Source organism: Vibrio casei (assembly GCF_002218025.2).
Classification (GTDB): domain Bacteria; phylum Pseudomonadota; class Gammaproteobacteria; order Enterobacterales; family Vibrionaceae; genus Vibrio; species Vibrio casei.
Window position 1 is genome coordinate 1,120,555 of sequence record NZ_AP018681.1, and the last position, 17,271, is coordinate 1,137,825.

The following is a 17,271-nucleotide window of genomic DNA, read 5'->3' on the forward strand; positions in this document are numbered from 1 at the left end:
TTATCCTCCATCGGGCTTTCGCCTACTGCAACCTCTGATCGATTAATCAGTGGTTTCTTTGATAGTGACATCTTTCCCTGAGAAATAGTCACGAGTTAATTTAAATACCACTGGGCTTAGTAACACCAACGCAATTAAGTTTGGAATCGCCATCATTGCGTTCATGGTATCGGCCAGTAACCAAATAAAGTTTAATGAGCTCATCGCACCGACTGGCACGGCAAGTACCCATACAATACGAAACGGTTTAATCGCTTTGGCACCAAATAGGAATTGGACACATTTCTCACAATAGAAACTCCACCCCAAAATAGTAGTGAACGCAAAAATAGCCAACGCAATAGCCACAATCACATTACCAAATGAGAAGGTGCTACCAAATGCGCTTGACGTTAGCGATGCACCTGTTTCACCCGACATCCATTCGCCAGACAAAATGATCGCAAAACCAGTAATCGAACAAACAATAATGGTATCGATAAAGGTTCCCAGCATCGCAACCAAACCTTGTTTCACTGGGTTCTTAGTTTTTGCCGCTGCGTGAGCAATCGGCGCAGAACCTAGACCGGCTTCATTGGAAAACACACCACGAGCCACACCAAAACGAATTGCTGCCCAAACTGCTGCACCCGCAAAACCACCTTGTGCTGCCACTGGGCTAAAGGCACTTTCAATGATCAAAGCAAACGCAGCTGGAATATCTGAAATATGAGCAATCATTACCCCTAAACCAGCAACGATATAAAACAGCGCCATGAGAGGAACCAGCTTACCCGCCACCTCAGAAATGCGCTTAATCCCACCAATCAGCACGAGACCAACCAGTACCATCATAACAAGACCAGTGATCACTGGAGAGACACCAAAGTTACTGTCAAGTGCATCAGCCACTGAGTTTGCCTGTACACCGTTACCAATACCAAAACCGGCAATCGCGCCAAAAATGGCAAATAGGGTACCCAGCCACGCCCACTTTTTCGACAAACCGTTTTTGATGTAATACATCGGACCACCGACATAATTACCATGTTCATCTTTTTCACGATAAGTAACAGCACACACCGCTTCTGAATACTTAGTTGCCATGCCAACTAGAGCCGTACACCACATCCAGAATAACGCCCCCGGGCCACCTAAAGCGATAGCCGTTGCCACACCCGCAATATTACCGGTACCTATAGTGGCAGAAAGTGACGTCATCAATGCATTAAACGGTGTAATATCCCCTTCCGATGAACTGGTACGCCCATTCCATAACAACTTAAAACCTTGCGGCAATTTTAAAATTGGCATAAATCTTAGGCCGAGCATTAAAAACAGCCCAACCCCTAAGATCATGACCAGCATGGGAACACCCCATACCACGCCATTAATTGCAGCAATAAAATTGGTTAACGCTTCCATGTTAAATCCTTTTGTAATTGATTTTTATGCTCAAATAACTTCAGTTTCAAATAACTTCAGTAGCGATCAAAAACAACGCCATGATGAAACACCCTGAATAACTCCATCATAAACATGAAAAAAGCATCTGACCTCGTCTTAGTCCTAAATTTGTGAAAAAACACCAGTTTTTTTAACAAAGTTACAACAATAATCTTATTTTGCTGTCACCCACAGAATTAATGCATCCTTTTCACTAACCGAAATTAAGGTGTGGCCCATGCTCGCGTCGTAATAAACACTGTCTCCTTCTTTCAATTCCACTGGTTCATAGAATTCACAGTAGAAGCGCACTTCCCCCTCTAGCACCAATAAAAACTCTTCCCCATCATGGCGAATCCATTCTTGGTAATCATCAAACGAACGAGATCGAATGCGGCTTTTAAACGGCACCATACGTTTATTCGAAAGTTGGGTAGCAAGTAGCTCATGCTCATATGTTGTAGTTGGGTGAGGCTTACCTTGATCCGCGAATGTAATATCCCTGCGCCCGACAGCACTAGCTTGCTTTGGCGGTTCAAAGATTTGTGGAATAGGCATATCTAACCCAGTAGCTAATTTTTGCAATGCTTGGAAAGTAGGTGAAATCTGCCCATTTTCCATTTTCGATAAAGTAGAGCGAGCTAAACCTGTCCGCTTACTCGCCTCTTCAAGCGTTAGCCCCATTTGCAAACGAATATCTTTTAAACGCTGCCCTAAATTCAATGGCGTTAATGTTTGATCTGAGTCGTCTGACTGAAATGCCATGTGGCTAGATTCTAAACTCACTGATATCCCCTATCGTGCATAATCCATAAGTCAACTGTTCGCTATTTGAACAAAAACACACAAGCAATCGATTGCATTGCCATACTACCGATTCAAAAAGGCAGATTAAAGGGAAAGTGTTTCTTAAAAGGTGCGGTAGATAACAAAATTGGAAATCTTGTTTCCTATAGGAAACTTTTAGTTGAATAATCACCTTTTGAAAAGTATGTTATTGGCAAAGGCATGTAAGGAACGACGAGAAAAATCACCGTTCTTTTTAAATACATATTCAATGACTACACTACAAAAGCAATCGCTCTGTTATCTTTGGCGCAAACGATTGCTTTTAATGCATTGATTAGAAATACATTCTATTTTTAGGAGCAAGAATAATGGACATGACTCTAAAATTTACCGAAAGCCACGAGTGGGTTCGTGATAATGGTGATGGTACCGTAACCATCGGTATTTCTGAGCACGCTCAAGAAATGTTAGGCGACGTCGTATTTGTGGATCTACCAGAAGTAGGCGACACCATCGACGCTGGCGACAGTTTTTCTTTAGTTGAATCGGTAAAAGCCGCGTCTGATATTTATGCTCCTGTAACGGGTGAAATCGTTGAAATCAACGAAGACCTAGAAGACAGCCCAGAACTGATTAACAGCGAGTCTTATGAAGGCGGTTGGATTGCAAAAATCAAACTAGATGACCCTTCTGAACTTGATAACCTTCAAGCTGCTGAAGATTATCTTGCAAGCATCGAAGAAGATTAATGAAACAGCCAGTACTCATTGAGTCACTGGCTGTTTTTCAATCCAATATTAAAAAGTCAGCTTATTTCCATTCGCTGGCTTTTACTTTAGTTCAGGTAACACAATGACAAATCTAATCAATAAGCTAAGTAACAGCCAAGAATTTATTGGGCGCCACAACGGACCCAATTCAAACGATCAACAAGCCATGCTTGATATCATCAATTCGTTGAGCGATACCAAAGCAAATAGCCTTGATGAACTGATTGCACAAACCGTCCCAGCGAATATCCGCTTAAAAGATCCAATGGTGCTTGAAGCACCGATGAGCGAAACGGATATGCTGACGAAAATTAAAGGCATCGCGCAACTTAACAAAGTACAGCGTACCTTCATTGGACAGGGTTACTACAATACCTTTACCCCTAACGTTATTCTGCGTAATGTTTTAGAAAACCCAGGCTGGTACACGGCCTACACGCCATACCAACCGGAAATTTCACAAGGCCGTTTGGAGTCTCTACTCAATTACCAACAAATGGTCATGGATTTAACTGGCATGGACATTGCCAATGCATCACTACTTGATGAAGCGACCGCCGCGGGCGAAGCCATGACGCTTTGTAAGCGTGCTGGAAAAAGTAAAAGTAATATCTTCTTTGTCGCCAACGATGTTCATCCTCAAACCATTGAAGTAGTAAAAACACGCGCAGAATTCATTGGTTTTGATGTGGTGATTGGTGATATCGACAGCTTAGCGCAACAAGACGTTTTTGGCGCTCTGCTTCAATACCCAAGCACCTCCGGTGAAGTTCGTGACTTAACCGATGTGATTGCCGCCGCGCAAGCCAACAAAACATTAGTCACGGTAGCTACCGATTTATTAGCATGTGCTTTATTAAAACCTGCGGGCGAAATGGGTGCAGATGTGGTGATTGGTTCAGCGCAACGCTTTGGCGTACCAATGGGTTACGGTGGCCCGCACGCGGCATTCATGGCCACTCGTGAAAAACACAAGCGAACAATGCCTGGTCGTGTGATTGGCGTTTCCATTGATAGCAAAGGCAATCAAGCTCTTCGCATGGCAATGCAAACGCGCGAGCAACACATCCGCCGTGAAAAAGCGACATCCAATATTTGTACTGCGCAAGCATTGCTCGCTAACATGGCGTCTTTCTACGCGGTTTATCACGGCGCAGAAGGTTTACGTACCATTGCTCGTCGTACACATCACTTCACCGCAGTATTAGCCGCAGGTTTAAAACATTCTGGTTATGAATTAGTCCATCAAACGTTCTTTGACACCATCACTATTGATAGCCAAGAACAAACTGAGCGTTTATACCAAGCCGCTCAACATGCTGGTATGAACTTACGCAAGAGCCCAACGCAACTTGGTATAAGCTTAGATGAAACAACTAACACCAAAGATATTGAAGCCTTATTCTCCGTCTTCGGTGTAGAATGGCCAGTCAGCCACTTCTCATCTGACATTGCAGCCAATGAGTTTGCGGCTATCCCAGAAAACTGCCGTCGTAGTTCAAGCTTCTTAACACATCCTGTATTCAATACGCATCACAGTGAAACCCAAATGATGCGCTATTTGAAAAAACTGGAAAACAAAGATTTCTCATTAACACACGGTATGATCCCGCTTGGCAGCTGTACCATGAAATTAAATGCCGCAGCTGAAATGATCCCTGTTACATGGCCAGAATTTGGTTCTATCCACCCATTTGCACCAATAGAACAAGCAGCAGGCTACACTGCATTAGCCAATTCATTAAGAAAACAATTGTGTGAAATTACCGGCTACGATGAATTTTCGCTTCAACCTAACTCTGGCGCATCTGGTGAATACGCGGGCTTAATTGCGATTCAACGCTACCACCAAAGCCGTGGCGAAGGTCACCGTAATGTTTGCTTAATCCCAAGCTCGGCACACGGGACTAATCCAGCAACAGCGTCTATGGTTTCAATGAAAGTCATTGTTGTAAAATGCGATCAACAAGGCAACGTTGATCTGAACGATTTAGGCGATAAGATCGAAAAACACAAAGACAATATTTCAAGCATCATGATCACCTACCCATCCACTCATGGCGTGTTTGAAGAAAACGTACGTGAAGTATGCCAAATGGTACATGCTGTTGGCGGGCAAGTGTATTTAGACGGTGCAAACATGAACGCACAAGTTGGCCTGACCAATCCAGGCATCATTGGTGGCGATGTTTCACACCTTAACCTACACAAAACCTTCTGTATCCCACATGGCGGCGGTGGCCCAGGAATGGGTCCAATCGGTGTTAAATCTCACCTTGCCCCTTTCCTTCCTGGCCATATTGAAAATGGTGTGGTGGGTAAAGACTACGCCGTTTCTGCCGCCGATCTTGGTAGTGCCTCAATTCTTCCTATCTCTTGGGCCTATATTTCTATGATGGGCGGACAAGGCTTAACCGAAGCCACCAAAATTGCCATCCTAAATGCTAACTACATCATGGAGCGCCTGCGTCCACATTACCCAGTGCTTTACCGTGGTGATCATGGTCGTGTTGCCCATGAATGCATTATCGATATTCGCCCACTAAAAGAAGCCAGCGGCATTAGCGAAGAAGACATTGCAAAACGCTTAATGGATTACGGTTTCCACGCACCAACGATGTCCTTCCCTGTCGCGGGAACGTTAATGGTCGAGCCAACCGAATCCGAAGATAAAGCTGAACTGGACCGTTTCTGTGATGCGATGATCGCAATTCGCCAAGAAATGGATAAAGTACAGCAAGGTGAATGGCCGTTAGACAACAACCCGTTAGTTAATGCGCCACACACCCAAGCCGACTTAATGAGTGAAACTTGGGAACATCCATACACGCGTGAAGAAGCGTGTTTCCCATCAAGACAAACAAAAGATTCAAAATACTGGCCAACCGTTAACCGTGTCGATAACGTTTACGGCGACCGTAACTTGATTTGTTCGTGTCCGAGTATTGAGAGTTACGAATAAATCCTCACATTACTATGCCAATAAAACAAAGCGAGCACTCAATTTGAGTGCTCGCTTCTTATACTTCACAGCTACTTGATTAAATCAAACAATAAACTGAATTGCTTAAATCCGATCATCGAACTTTGTAACCCTTTCGTTTTATGGAGAACAATCCCACCGAGCAATGTAATGCCCAAGACATGAAGCGGTCGCCTTTCAAAATAGTCTTTGCTTTTAAGCTTTAGTAATTCAAGGGAAAGTTGTCCTTGCCTAGCCGTATTTTTACCTTCTAGCCTTCTCATCTGGATTGCTCTTTGACGCTTGCTGAGTACAGACATCAAGCCCCTCCTTTATTTGTGCCACCGTTTGCTTGAAGCCCATAAATTGCATGATGTATTGTTGATATCGGACAAGACCTGCCAATATGACAAACAAAGCGAATAAAAAGGCGCCATAACTGATGATTAAGCTTGCCGTGAAGTAATATGTTACCACTCCGACCCCGACAGATGCGCTAAATAGAAACAATACCAGCAAACTAATAAAGAGAATCTGACAAACAATTAAACGCTTGACCACATCGATACTGTTACTCAATTCCAATAAGAACAATTCGAAAGTTAACGTTGACCATTGTTTAGTCTGAGTTTGAAGTTGACTAAATACTTTCCACAAACCATTCAGTTCAGATGCTGACTGCTCTATATCTTCAATCACCTTCTTCTGGATTGTCTCAGACGTTTCATCTGAAAAATCAGTCTTATTATTTGTCTGCATGGTATTGGCCTCTTTCACTTAATCGCACTTGAACCTAGGGATTATTTAATAAGTTTTGAAACTGCCCAGCCAGCAAGAAAGGCACAACCAATACTTAATAATGGACGCTGTTTAATAATACTTTCAGCTTGGGATGTCACATTCTTAACACTCTCTGAACCAGCAGCAAGCTTCTCTTCCGCTTGGTCCTTAAGCTGATCAACCGCCTCAACGGTCGCCTTTTCTGCTTTTTGGTATGCTTCTTCAATATTCTGTTTTTGTTCTGTCGTTTTCGCATTTGAATTAGGCATAAAATATCTCCGTTGTTTTTTCAGTTAGAAATAATCGTTGTGAGTATTTCTTTTTTTCACAATATTACTGTTATTAATCCGCTTACGAAGATAATGTAGCGAAGATCATGCCAACAATGAAAAGCCCTAATTTTATGAGCTTCTCATCCTCCTAAGTAACCTTCTAAATACTTTTCCTGTAATAATTTCATGCCTCTTCATACCAAAATGTACTTTTTACACTTCCGATTCAAAAAGAACTCAAAACATGTCTCAAAGTCCTTGTTTTTATGCCGATAGAGTTGGCATGAAACGTGCTGTAATCATTAGGATAGATTTTAATTTAAAAGGAACACCATGAAGAACAATGACATTACTTCCATCATTGAGTTAATTGAAAGTGGCAATATTATTTATGAGAAGGCCATTAACAATATGAATGATCAACGCTTAGTCAAAACACTCTTTGATATTTATAGCGTTAAAATGTGCGCCACGATGAAACTGCGTCCTTTGTTCCATCGTTCTACAGAGTTTCAAGATGACACTCCCGTGTCATACACAATAAAAGCGCGTGAACGATATATCGACATGATGGAAAATCCACACCAAAATCAAGATGCGTTATACCTGAGACAATTAAAAGGTGTTGAAAGCAAAATATTGTTAGATATCGAAAATCTGCTAGAGCAAGATCCACAATGGGAAGGTAGAGGAAAGCTCATTACAGTCAAAGATGAAATGAAAAGATGCCATAAAAAAATAAACAAGATGTATATGGCTCAGTAAACCCTGTTATTTTCACTGTGATTGAGACGTTGAAATCAAGGAACTAGGCGAAATAGCGCCAATGACTAAAACGTAAATACGATCACAAAGGAGCACCATTATGTTATTGGAAGGACATCACCATTCAACACAATTAATCCACTATAAAGGGGTAGAATTCGTTCTATCTCATATTAAAGCCCACTACTCATCTTGTGCCGACCTATTATCGTATAATTCAAATCAAAATATATCACGGTCAGCGAATCGCTTTATTAAAATAGAAAAATCCATGATTGACGAAATCACCAAAACATTCAGTCATCAAAACGATTCTAATTTAATCATACAAACGCCAATCAGAAAGCTGAATAATTATCATGATATGTATAAAAATAATGTAGAGCTAATCCTTTTTCTCAAAGTCAGCATGAAAAAGCTCAATAATAAATCCCTATCAGCCTTTCTTTCCTACTGGGTGGCCGCCTTACAAATTGAGAATGATGAAATGTCAAAGTACCTATAAACACAGTGCCTATAAAAAAGCACCACGTTAACTAAACGTGGTACTTTTTTATAAGTGGCTATTTTATTGTTTTTTCTGCGTTGAAGATTATTCAGTTTTGCAGTATTTCGAACATCATTGATCTGCTTTAACACTTGCTCAACACTTAAAGAAGGGTTTTTAGCTAATAAATAAGCCGCCACCACAAACACCGAACGACCTCGACCTAGCGCACAATGGACAACTACTGCTCGTGACTGATTCATTTGAGTATCAATCCAATTAAGGGTATGTCGCAAGCGAGTTAAAGAAGGGACTTTGTGGTCGAGAACAGGAATATTAAAATAGTGAAAATGGTCATCGGTCATGGCACTTTCTAGCCCGACGAATTCCGCGGTAACATCGACAATGGCCGTGATATTGTTTTCTTTTAAATAAGATAAATCGGAAGGAAATAAGCGACGAGAAACATATAATTTTTGCCCTACTTTTTGGATTGGATCAACTTTATCTCGTTTTATTACCCATGCATTATAAACTTTTATCGCTAATAAAAAGGGAATAAATGCCCATCGAATCCACCGCGCAATTTTACCATTCTGACGTTTTCTAAAAATGGCAGGAATATCGAAGATATATGCAATACTGACGAGAGACATCGATAGAAAACACCAGAAGAAAAGTACACTCAAGACTATATTGGGAATCCATATTGCAACCAGTAAACAGGCGATGGCGATCAAAATATAATATTTAATAATAAACATAATAAGGGCTCTATTTCCTAATTCGTCAGTGAAGAAAAAAGGGCTCATATTAAGAGCCCTATTTATTTCAGAAAAATTCATTGCCAAGCAATATAGCCAAACAATCCAACATTAAGCGACTTCACGCTCGTACTTCCGAGCCAGCGTCTCTTTTTGCTCCGAATCAAGAACCTTACCAGCAGTTTGGAAAAAGCTTTTCTCTTCTTCTTCCAAGTGATGTTCAACTTTATGTTGCAGCGTTTTCATCAAGGTTAACCAACCTGGTGATGACATGTCTGTTGAATCAAGCTGCGCAATCACTTTATCGATAACATGATGTTCTGCGATACCATGTCGAGTCATATCAATGGATTGATCACTCTGAATTAAAGGAGCATAGAAGTGTCGCTCTTCCGCCGCAGCGTGCTTGGTTAATTCATCTTTTAAGCTAGCGTAAAATTCTCGCCTTGCTTGTGTATCGCCACTGGTTTGTAATATCGCATCCATTAAGAGTCTTTGTTTTTCATGGCTGTCTTTGAGTACATCAAATATATTCTTCATCGTTAATGCCTACCTATCTTGATAGTTGTGATTCATCAGGGTTGGATTATCTCATTGCACTCCTAGCGTCATAAGTTAGCAATCTTGGTCTTCTGCATCCAAACTTTCTTTCACATTTTCACAGCTATCCTCTACTGCGTTTTGAGTTTGTTCAGCCGTGTCATCAATCTTTTCACCGGCTTTTTCCATAGGACCTTCATCACTACATGCCGCTAACGCAAATGCCATACCAAGAATGACTAAAAAACGATAACCAATAGATTTAATATTCATAAAATACTCCTAACGCTTACTTTTATTAATTAAGATCATTACCACTGAAATAAGTAATGAAATAACAAATATATAGAATAGAATTTTTGCGATTGATGCCGCTGCGCCAGCGATACCACCAAAACCCAATACCGCAGCAATTAATGCCACAACTAAAAAGATTAAAGCCCAGCGAATCATGATTCTTCTTCCATATTTTTATTTAATGATTGAGATAAAATTAAAGGGTTACTTCATCACTTCTAATTTATCGATAACGTTATCAACATCGGTGGTGTTCTTGGCAATAGAAAGCGCAAGATCATGTTCTGCATCCGTTTTTACCGAACCGGTTAATGTCACTTCTTTATTTTTTGTTTCAACTTGAACATCCGTACCACTGACATTGGTATCCATTAATAAGCGTGTTTTCACAACCGTCGTAATTTTAGTATCGGTTAACATATCGGTCGTATCGTTACTCTTTTTATCCGATTTATTTAAAACCGTTAGCTCATTATTTACCGAATCGACGCCTTCTAAACCAGACACCAATTCTTCCGCTAGCGCTTTTTCAGTATCATTATCAACCGAACCAGTCAGCGTTACTTCTTTATTTTTAACAGCGGTATTGATATCAAAAGAATTTAAATTGGTATTGAGTAGGAGAGTCGTCTCAGCTTTACCATCAATCCATGCATCCATCGATTCTTTTTCCCACGTATTTACGGCAAGTGCTGATGTAGATGTAGCGGCAATGGCGGTCGTTAGTGCAATTTTAGCTGCGATATTTTTCATTACTTACTCCTTTGATTTTAATTACTATTACAAACAAGCAACCATCATACCAACACTTTAACTCATTGTTTTAGTTGAAAATAAAATAAAATACCATGTCATTTGAAATCATCACCTTAGCCAAGCATGTATTATTTACATGGGTGGCCTGTACTTTTTATTCATCGTAGATTTAACTGTCTTCCCACCAAAGCCCCCACCAAGATAGGAATACCTAGCAATACATTCATATTTTAAATGCTTCATGCTATTCTCATTCTCGTTTCCTTCCCTATTCAGCCTTGCTAAGAGAGCGCGATCATGTCATTGCCTACACTGTTTTTAGACGTACAAGATGGGCCATTACTCACTCAAATTAGCTCTCTCGATGAGCTATCAAAATTTGCAGTAACACAAAGTGACACGAATACGCATTGGATTGATAAGCTACAACAATTGAAGCCGAATGCTGCCATTGTTGAGATTTCTGAATTTACCAGTGAAGATTTGGACGCACTGTCTAACGCCGATGACATCGACGATATGGATTTGATCCTCATTAGCTCTGGTAACCCAAATCCACATTTAGATACGCTAATGAATCATGGCGCTATCTTTCATTACCGTACTCCCGTCAACATCTCTATCCTCGAAGACACTCTTAGCGACTTCGCTCAATACTTTCAGCAAAAGCAAGAAGAAGGGCGCAAGATTTCCACCAGCGACTTAGACCAATTCGGCATGTTAGTTGGCTCATCCAAACCAATGCATAAGCTTTACCGAACCATCAGACGTGTTGCAAAAACCGAAGCCAATATTCTTATTGTCGGTGAAAGTGGCGCGGGTAAAGAGTTAGTGGCACAAACCGTCCACTTCGCCAGTGCGCGTAAAAATGGCCCGTTTGTAGCAATTAACTGTGGCGCAATTAGCCCAGAACTCGTGGATAGCGAACTGTTTGGCCATGAAAAAGGTGCATTTACCGGAGCAAACCGAGCACATCTAGGTGTGTTTAAACAAGCAGAAGGGGGGACATTATTTCTTGATGAAATCACCGAAATGCCAATCGAACATCAGGTTAAATTATTACGCGTATTAGAGACTGGAGAATACCGACCGGTTGGCAGTAATAGCGTAAACATGGCCAATACTCGAATCATTGCGGCCACCAACCGGGATCCACAGGTGGCGATTGAAGAGCAATATTTACGTGAAGACTTATATTTTAGGCTAGCCCATTTCCCAATTCAGGTTCCGCCTTTACGCGAAAGAGACGGTGATATTGTCAGCCTAGCCAAGCATTTTATTGCTCACCGTAATGCCAATGAAACCGCATCAAAAACGATTTTAAATTCTGCAATCAAAAAAATTGCTGCCCACAATTGGCCTGGTAACGTCAGAGAATTAAAGCATTCAATTGAACGAGCATTCATTCTCGCAGATGATATTATTAAAGAAGAGCACTTAATTTTTGATACACCACCTCTTGAAACTGGCACCACGATGGAAGAGATGATTCCAGCAGGCGTCCCTCTTGAAGAAATAGAGAAAGCGGCAATCATCAATACACTAGAAGAAAATCTAGGTAATAAGACCGAGACCGCGCAAGACCTTGGTATCAGTGTTAAAACGCTTTATAACAAATTAGATAAATACCACGAGTAAACCGACCTTATGTAATCAGTAAATAGTGAATATTTTATATCACTATTTCCGATAAGAATCCTTCACTCTCTAAGAAGCTGTGGCTCTATGCTTGTGAGGGAATCCTCGTTTTACATATACATTTATAAACATTACAAATGTATTCTTAATATTCACTTTCCGCTTTCAGCAATCCATAAACCGCATGATCAATAATACGACCATTCAAGTTTTCACGATGAGAAATAGTGCCTTCAAGCTTCATCCCCAAACGTTCACACACGCTACGACTAGGTTGATTTTCAACACCCGCGGCAATCTGAACTTTCTCAAGACCAAAATCCGTAAAGGCGATATCAATAAACTTAGTCACCGAACGAGTAATAATGCCTTTACCTTGATGAACTTCACTTAACCAATAACCGATTTCGGCCATTTTTAAACTGTGATTAATGGTATTAAAACTAATATTACCCACTAGGTTATCTTGATAGAGAATACCGCAAGTCATGCTTTTTCCTTCGGCATAATCAAGCAAAGATTTCCGGATAAACCTCAAAAAGAAATCTTCGGTTTTTGCATAAGGTGGCCAAGCTAACCATCGAGATAAATACGTTTGTTGGCTTGAAACAATGTCAAGATATTGCTTGGCAAATGATGGCTCAATAAGCGCCAATTTTAATTCACTATCCACTTCTAGTACGAACATAAATCCCCCCTTAAAACTAACGCGGATTGATTATAGAGTGACTATCATAAGGTCATTCATGCTTCATCATGAACGGTATTTATGCAACAGTTCGATTGGAATATGGCAATAATCACCCGGGTTTAACGTTAGTCGGTCTTGGTGCTCATCATCACTTTTCACATAGTTTGTCAGTGGCTTAATTTCAACAACGATCTGATGCGCATCACGTCTGGATTTAATATAACCTCTAACCGCCGCTAAGTGTTTGGCATCGCGGCTATACACACCAGTGCGATATTTTTCCCCTACATCGTCTCCTTGACGATTCACACTGTATGGGTCAATGATTTCAAAAAAATAATCCATTAACTCTTTAAGCGACACTTCTTGTGGATCAAACTGGGTTCGTACACATTCAGCATAACCATCATAATCCGTTTCAGTGGTATCCGATGAGCCATTTGCTCTTCCCGCTTCCGTCACAACAACACCAGGCAAATGGCGCATAAATTCTTGTACGCCCCACAAACAACCACCAGCAAAAAAAATCTCTTCCATCGTTACACTTTACCTCAAGGATTGATACTGAGCGGACTCTATCAAGATTTATAAGATAAATGAACTCTGAACTCGAAAGTATTCACCACATTAATAGGATGTTATGTAATGGGAACTTATCGCGCAGTCGCGACCATAATATATCACCTCATCCTACTGAGATAATATGCGTTCTACCTTACACTCTGACCTTCTACTTCATGCTTGCTGCTTGAGTAGATAAAGTACAACGCAATACCTAAACAAATCACCGCGCCAATTCGGCTGTTGGAAAAGTGTAGCGCTTCATTACCAAACCAACCAAAATTATCAATTAACATACTCATCAGTAGTTGACCAAAAATAACAGCTACCGTCGCCACTGCTGTCCCAATTCGTTGCACAGCAAAGACCATGATCACAATATAGGGCACGCCGCACATGGCACCTAGTAATTGCCATTTAGGCACATCCAACAAAGTCATGCTTTGTTTCGGTTCAAAGTAAAAAATTAATAACCCTGTTACCAAAGCACCAAGAGAAAATGTTAAAAATGCGCAACGAAAAACCCCAACTTTACTACCAAGTTGACCATTAATTGCCGCTTGTATACTCAGTGTTGCGCCACCTACAACGGCTAACATTATCATTATAACTATCATCAATTTCACCTAACCTTGTGCCATAAGAACGAGTGCAGCAATTATAAAAGCCAACGCAATAAATCGTTGACGATCAATCGGACGCGGCTGAGTCGAAAAAAGCCCATAATGATCAATAATGAGACTTTTCGCCACCTGCCCCATAAGAATGCCGATCATGGTCATGGCTATCCCTATGATAGGTACCGTTATTGTCAGTATGACGACATACACAGGACCAAGGATCCCTCCCAAAAGTGTCCAAGAAGGTTGAACAAAAAATGATGGACAATTACGAGGACTAAAAAATAACATCAAGATAAATGTTAACGCGGCACCTACCCCAAAAATACTTAATGTGGCCCATAATTCGCCAACTTCTGAGCCTAAGGGGCCAAGTAAACCAGCTTCAACTGAGAGTCCCATTCCCCCCATAATGACAAACAAAATTAAAATCAATTGCATAAATGAACTCCTATCAATAAACCGAGCATCATAGCCTAGTGATTGCATACAAAAAATGGGATAATTAGTGAAACACCTTTGCAGGAATAGCACAAATGAACGACGTCAACGCTATCAATGTACGAGCTTTAAAATTTTTTATTCAAGTGTATGAAAGCAAGAGTTTCTCGGTGGTAGCTCGTCGCGAAGGGGTCTCCCCATCCATGGTATCGAGAGTGATCCTTCAATTGGAAGAGGCACTTGGTCAGCCTCTTTTTTATCGAAATACTAGAGCCATAATACCCACCGAGGCAGGCAGAATTTTTAATGATTATGCTCGTACAATGACAGACCAGCTCAATAAAGTCCGTAATGAATTACAAGATAGGACAACCGAGCCAAGAGGATTAATAAGGGTTAATGCCCCGGTTTTCTTTGGCCAAAAGCATATCGCTCCCTGGCTTGGAGGATTTTTAAATCGATACCCCAAAGTACAAGTTGAATTAACTCAAACGGATGATTTCATTAACCCGCATATTGACGCTGCTGATGTGATTTTTAGAATTGGCTCACTGGCGGATTCATCATTTCATGCTCGTATTCTGGGAAGCCAGTCTTATCACTTAGCGGCCTCCCCGACTTATTTAGCCAAACATGGTGTACCTAATATGCCCGTAGATCTGATTCATCACCACTGTCTGACTTACAGCGGCTACTCCGGCCAAAATCGTTGGCTATTTTTAGATCCTAATCACACCGAAGAATCGATATGGAGGCAACAAAATATTTCACCGACTTTGGTGTCTAATAATGCAGAAAGTTTACTGATCGCTGCATTAAATGATGCTGGAATTGTACTATTTCCAGATTGGCTCATCGGCGATCACTTACAAAGTGGTCATTTAATATCACTACTTAATCATTACCAGCCAACAATAAAAACAAGTTCACAAAATATCACCGCTATTTACCCTAATACACGTAGACCACCATTAAATGTTCGAGTATTTATCGACTATTTTATTGAAATTTATGGCTCACCACCGTATTGGAAATTGTCGTAAGGGTAAACAAGGGTACCTTTTTAGAAATCAAAGATAATAAAAAACGGTGTTTGTCAAACTAGTTGTCGCGATCACTACGTTATGCACTCTCAGCCTTGACACTATTTTGTTCAGGGTTTAAGTACACTTCTTTTGGTAAATCCCAATTACGGATATTACCGCTCCAGCGCTCAGGGTGAGCATCTTTAGCACCTTGATAAACTTCTTTTCTATTAGCCAATATGTCACCCGCTAATCCTGAATGCCTTTGATGTGGGCTGACGTATTTGATGCCACTATGTTTGTGGTTAAAATTATACCAGTGGCTAAATTTCAACACCCAACTACGCGCCTCATCAATTGTTGAAAACCCTTTATACGGATAGTCAGGGCGATATTTACACGTTTTAAATATCGACTCAGCATAAGCATTATCATTGCTCACCCTAGGACGATTAAAAGACGACACGACACCTAAACTATAAAGTGTTTCAAGCATTGATGAGCCTTTCATTGGGCTTCCATTATCCGAATGCAGTACCAGAGGATTATCTTTAACTCCTTCTTTTAAATGAGCTTTCTTAATTAATATTGATGCATTTTCTGCTGATTCGTCATCATGAATTTCCCATCCAACAATCTTTCGACTAAATATATCGAGTATCAAATATAAATAAAAATGCAGCCCTTTAGCGGGGCCTGGTAACCAAGTAATATCCCAACACCACACTTGGTTTGGCCCTGTAGCACAGTGTGTCGTCGGTACTTTTCTCTCTTTTATCTGACTACGTCCGCGAGCGTTTTGCTGTTTTTCTTCATGAAGAACACGATAATATGTTGATTCAGAAGCAAGATAAATACCCTCATCTGCTAATGTAGGGACGATTTGGCTTGGTGGTAAGCTCTTAAAATCATCGCTATTAACGATGGCTAATATGTTATCTCTCTCTGCTTTTGATAGCTTATTTTTTGGCTCAGGGCGCTGAGATATTGGTCTACCATCTGTTTTTATGTTCCCGTCAACAGTCCAACGTTGATACGTCCGGACACTGATCCCAAGTTCACGGCAAGCTTTAAACTTTGGCGCACCAGAACTCACAGCTTCATTAACTAGTTTAACTGCTTGAATGCGAGCTGAGTCGAGGATCATTCGTCCTCGGCTTCCCCCCAGATCGCATTTGCTTTTTTTCTTAACACCAATAGTGCTGCGGTTTCAGCGAGTGCCTTATCTTTTCGACGTAGCTCCTTTTCTAATTGATTGATCTGTTTTTTATCTTTCTTTGTTTCGGTGGAGAAGGCTTTTTCTTGCTCTTTAACGTTAGCGTTTGCATCTATACACGCATTTCGCCAAGCCGATACTTGTTCCACATAAAGACCTTTGCCTCGGCAATATTCCGCTAACTCAGCTTGATTTAAAGAGGCTGTTTCCAACACGACTGAGAATTTATTTGCTGATGACCACTGCTCAGCATTCTTTCCATCACCTGGCACTAAATGCCCCTTATCAATTGCTTGTTTTCGCCAATTATACAAGGTTGATTCACCAATCCCCATCTCGATTGATAATTGGGCTATTGCTATATTATTTGGAGGCATCATCTTCTGAAGAGCCGACTCTTTGCTTTGCGCTGAATAATGTTTCATTGTTACTCCACGCCCTCTGTTTAATGGTTGAATATTAAGCGCGACAA

The 17,271-nt window shown here is 40.8% G+C and carries 19 protein-coding genes and 1 pseudogene; 5 read left to right on the forward strand and 15 right to left on the reverse strand.

The window, feature by feature from the left end; translation table 11 throughout:
• Positions 1-42 precede the first annotated feature (42 nt).
• Together VCASEI_RS18070 and VCASEI_RS18075 are read right to left on the reverse strand one after the other, a co-directional pair.
• The gene (locus VCASEI_RS18070) at positions 43-1,404 is read right to left on the reverse strand and encodes an alanine/glycine:cation symporter family protein (RefSeq protein ID WP_086960078.1); all 1,362 of its coding nucleotides are present in this window, start codon (positions 1,402-1,404) and stop codon (positions 43-45) included.
• Between the two features lie 195 nt (positions 1,405-1,599).
• Positions 1,600-2,190 (reverse strand): helix-turn-helix domain-containing protein, encoded by a 591-nt coding sequence (locus VCASEI_RS18075; RefSeq protein ID WP_162621109.1) that lies wholly within the window; start codon positions 2,188-2,190, stop codon positions 1,600-1,602.
• A gap of 392 nt (positions 2,191-2,582) precedes the next feature.
• Between VCASEI_RS18075 and gcvH the strand changes: the two genes are divergently transcribed.
• Together gcvH and gcvP are read left to right on the forward strand one after the other, a co-directional pair.
• The gene (gene gcvH / locus VCASEI_RS18080; RefSeq protein ID WP_086960076.1) at positions 2,583-2,963 is read left to right on the forward strand and encodes a glycine cleavage system protein GcvH; all 381 of its coding nucleotides are present in this window, start codon (positions 2,583-2,585) and stop codon (positions 2,961-2,963) included.
• A 103-nt stretch (positions 2,964-3,066) separates the two neighbouring features.
• Positions 3,067-5,946, forward strand: a complete 2,880-nt coding sequence (gene gcvP / locus VCASEI_RS18085) for an aminomethyl-transferring glycine dehydrogenase (protein WP_086960075.1) — start codon at positions 3,067-3,069, stop codon at positions 5,944-5,946.
• A gap of 71 nt (positions 5,947-6,017) precedes the next feature.
• Here the strand turns inward: gcvP and VCASEI_RS18090 are convergent, their stop codons facing one another.
• The 3 genes from VCASEI_RS18090 to VCASEI_RS18100 are packed head-to-tail and all read right to left on the reverse strand — an operon-like array spanning position 6,018 to position 6,995.
• Positions 6,018-6,230 carry a hypothetical protein gene (locus VCASEI_RS18090; protein WP_086960074.1) on the reverse strand — a complete coding sequence of 71 codons (213 nt, stop codon included), beginning with the start codon at positions 6,228-6,230 and terminating at the stop codon, positions 6,018-6,020.
• Positions 6,211-6,705, reverse strand: a complete 495-nt coding sequence (locus tag VCASEI_RS18095) for a hypothetical protein (RefSeq protein WP_086960073.1) — start codon at positions 6,703-6,705, stop codon at positions 6,211-6,213. Before VCASEI_RS18095 ends, VCASEI_RS18090 begins: the two co-directional genes overlap by 20 nt.
• Positions 6,706-6,746: 41 nt before the next feature.
• On the reverse strand, positions 6,747-6,995 hold the full coding sequence (locus VCASEI_RS18100; RefSeq protein ID WP_086960072.1) for a hypothetical protein: 249 nt from the start codon (positions 6,993-6,995) through the stop codon (positions 6,747-6,749).
• 336 nt (positions 6,996-7,331) lie between these two features.
• Between VCASEI_RS18100 and VCASEI_RS18105 the strand changes: the two genes are divergently transcribed.
• Positions 7,332-7,763 carry a DUF2383 domain-containing protein gene (locus tag VCASEI_RS18105; RefSeq protein WP_086960071.1) on the forward strand — a complete coding sequence of 144 codons (432 nt, stop codon included), beginning with the start codon at positions 7,332-7,334 and terminating at the stop codon, positions 7,761-7,763.
• A 585-nt stretch (positions 7,764-8,348) separates the two neighbouring features.
• Here VCASEI_RS18105 and VCASEI_RS18115 read toward each other — a convergent pair.
• From VCASEI_RS18115 to VCASEI_RS18135, 5 genes and pseudogenes are all read right to left on the reverse strand, one after another.
• A pseudogene (locus tag VCASEI_RS18115) lies at positions 8,349-9,014 on the reverse strand (dual specificity protein phosphatase family protein); the annotation flags it as partial.
• Positions 9,015-9,125: 111 nt separating this feature from the next.
• Positions 9,126-9,554 carry a hemerythrin domain-containing protein gene (locus tag VCASEI_RS18120; RefSeq protein ID WP_086960069.1) on the reverse strand — a complete coding sequence of 143 codons (429 nt, stop codon included), beginning with the start codon at positions 9,552-9,554 and terminating at the stop codon, positions 9,126-9,128.
• A 75-nt stretch (positions 9,555-9,629) separates the two neighbouring features.
• A complete protein-coding gene (locus tag VCASEI_RS18125; RefSeq protein WP_086960068.1) occupies positions 9,630-9,827 on the reverse strand; it encodes a hypothetical protein in 198 nt (65 codons plus the stop codon).
• Positions 9,828-9,836: 9 nt separating this feature from the next.
• Complete coding sequence (locus tag VCASEI_RS18130) at positions 9,837-10,007, reverse strand: DUF1328 domain-containing protein (RefSeq protein WP_086960067.1); 171 nt, start codon at positions 10,005-10,007, stop codon at positions 9,837-9,839.
• A gap of 48 nt (positions 10,008-10,055) precedes the next feature.
• Positions 10,056-10,604 carry a BON domain-containing protein gene (locus VCASEI_RS18135; RefSeq protein WP_086960066.1) on the reverse strand — a complete coding sequence of 183 codons (549 nt, stop codon included), beginning with the start codon at positions 10,602-10,604 and terminating at the stop codon, positions 10,056-10,058.
• Between the two features lie 300 nt (positions 10,605-10,904).
• Here VCASEI_RS18135 and VCASEI_RS18140 point away from each other — a divergent pair, with 300 nt between their 5' ends.
• Positions 10,905-12,245 carry a sigma-54 interaction domain-containing protein gene (locus VCASEI_RS18140; RefSeq protein ID WP_086960065.1) on the forward strand — a complete coding sequence of 447 codons (1,341 nt, stop codon included), beginning with the start codon at positions 10,905-10,907 and terminating at the stop codon, positions 12,243-12,245.
• A gap of 145 nt (positions 12,246-12,390) precedes the next feature.
• On the opposite strand, the gene VCASEI_RS18145 is transcribed toward VCASEI_RS18140, so the two are convergent.
• The 4 genes from VCASEI_RS18145 to VCASEI_RS18160 all read right to left on the reverse strand — a co-directional run bounded on the left by VCASEI_RS18145 (position 12,391) and on the right by VCASEI_RS18160 (position 14,558).
• Positions 12,391-12,933, reverse strand: a complete 543-nt coding sequence (locus VCASEI_RS18145; protein WP_086960064.1) for a GNAT family N-acetyltransferase — start codon at positions 12,931-12,933, stop codon at positions 12,391-12,393.
• Between the two features lie 66 nt (positions 12,934-12,999).
• The gene (locus tag VCASEI_RS18150) at positions 13,000-13,473 is read right to left on the reverse strand and encodes a peptide-methionine (S)-S-oxide reductase (protein ID WP_086960063.1); all 474 of its coding nucleotides are present in this window, start codon (positions 13,471-13,473) and stop codon (positions 13,000-13,002) included.
• Between the two features lie 173 nt (positions 13,474-13,646).
• Positions 13,647-14,114: a DMT family transporter gene (locus tag VCASEI_RS18155; protein WP_086960062.1), complete on the reverse strand. Its 468-nt coding sequence runs from the start codon at positions 14,112-14,114 to the stop codon at positions 13,647-13,649.
• Between the two features lie 9 nt (positions 14,115-14,123).
• Entirely contained in the window at positions 14,124-14,558 is a 435-nt protein-coding gene (locus VCASEI_RS18160) for a DMT family transporter (RefSeq protein WP_086960061.1), read from the reverse strand.
• 95 nt (positions 14,559-14,653) lie between these two features.
• Between VCASEI_RS18160 and VCASEI_RS18165 the strand changes: the two genes are divergently transcribed.
• Positions 14,654-15,601: a LysR family transcriptional regulator gene (locus VCASEI_RS18165; protein WP_086960060.1), complete on the forward strand. Its 948-nt coding sequence runs from the start codon at positions 14,654-14,656 to the stop codon at positions 15,599-15,601.
• A 79-nt stretch (positions 15,602-15,680) separates the two neighbouring features.
• On the opposite strand, the gene VCASEI_RS18170 is transcribed toward VCASEI_RS18165, so the two are convergent.
• Positions 15,681-17,224, reverse strand: a protein-coding gene (locus VCASEI_RS18170; RefSeq protein WP_110957763.1) for an IS3 family transposase whose coding sequence is annotated in 2 segments (ribosomal slippage) — positions 15,681-16,759 and positions 16,759-17,224 — 1,545 coding nt in all. Because the reading frame shifts where the segments join, the coding sequence is not laid out codon by codon here.
• Positions 17,225-17,271 lie beyond the last annotated feature (47 nt).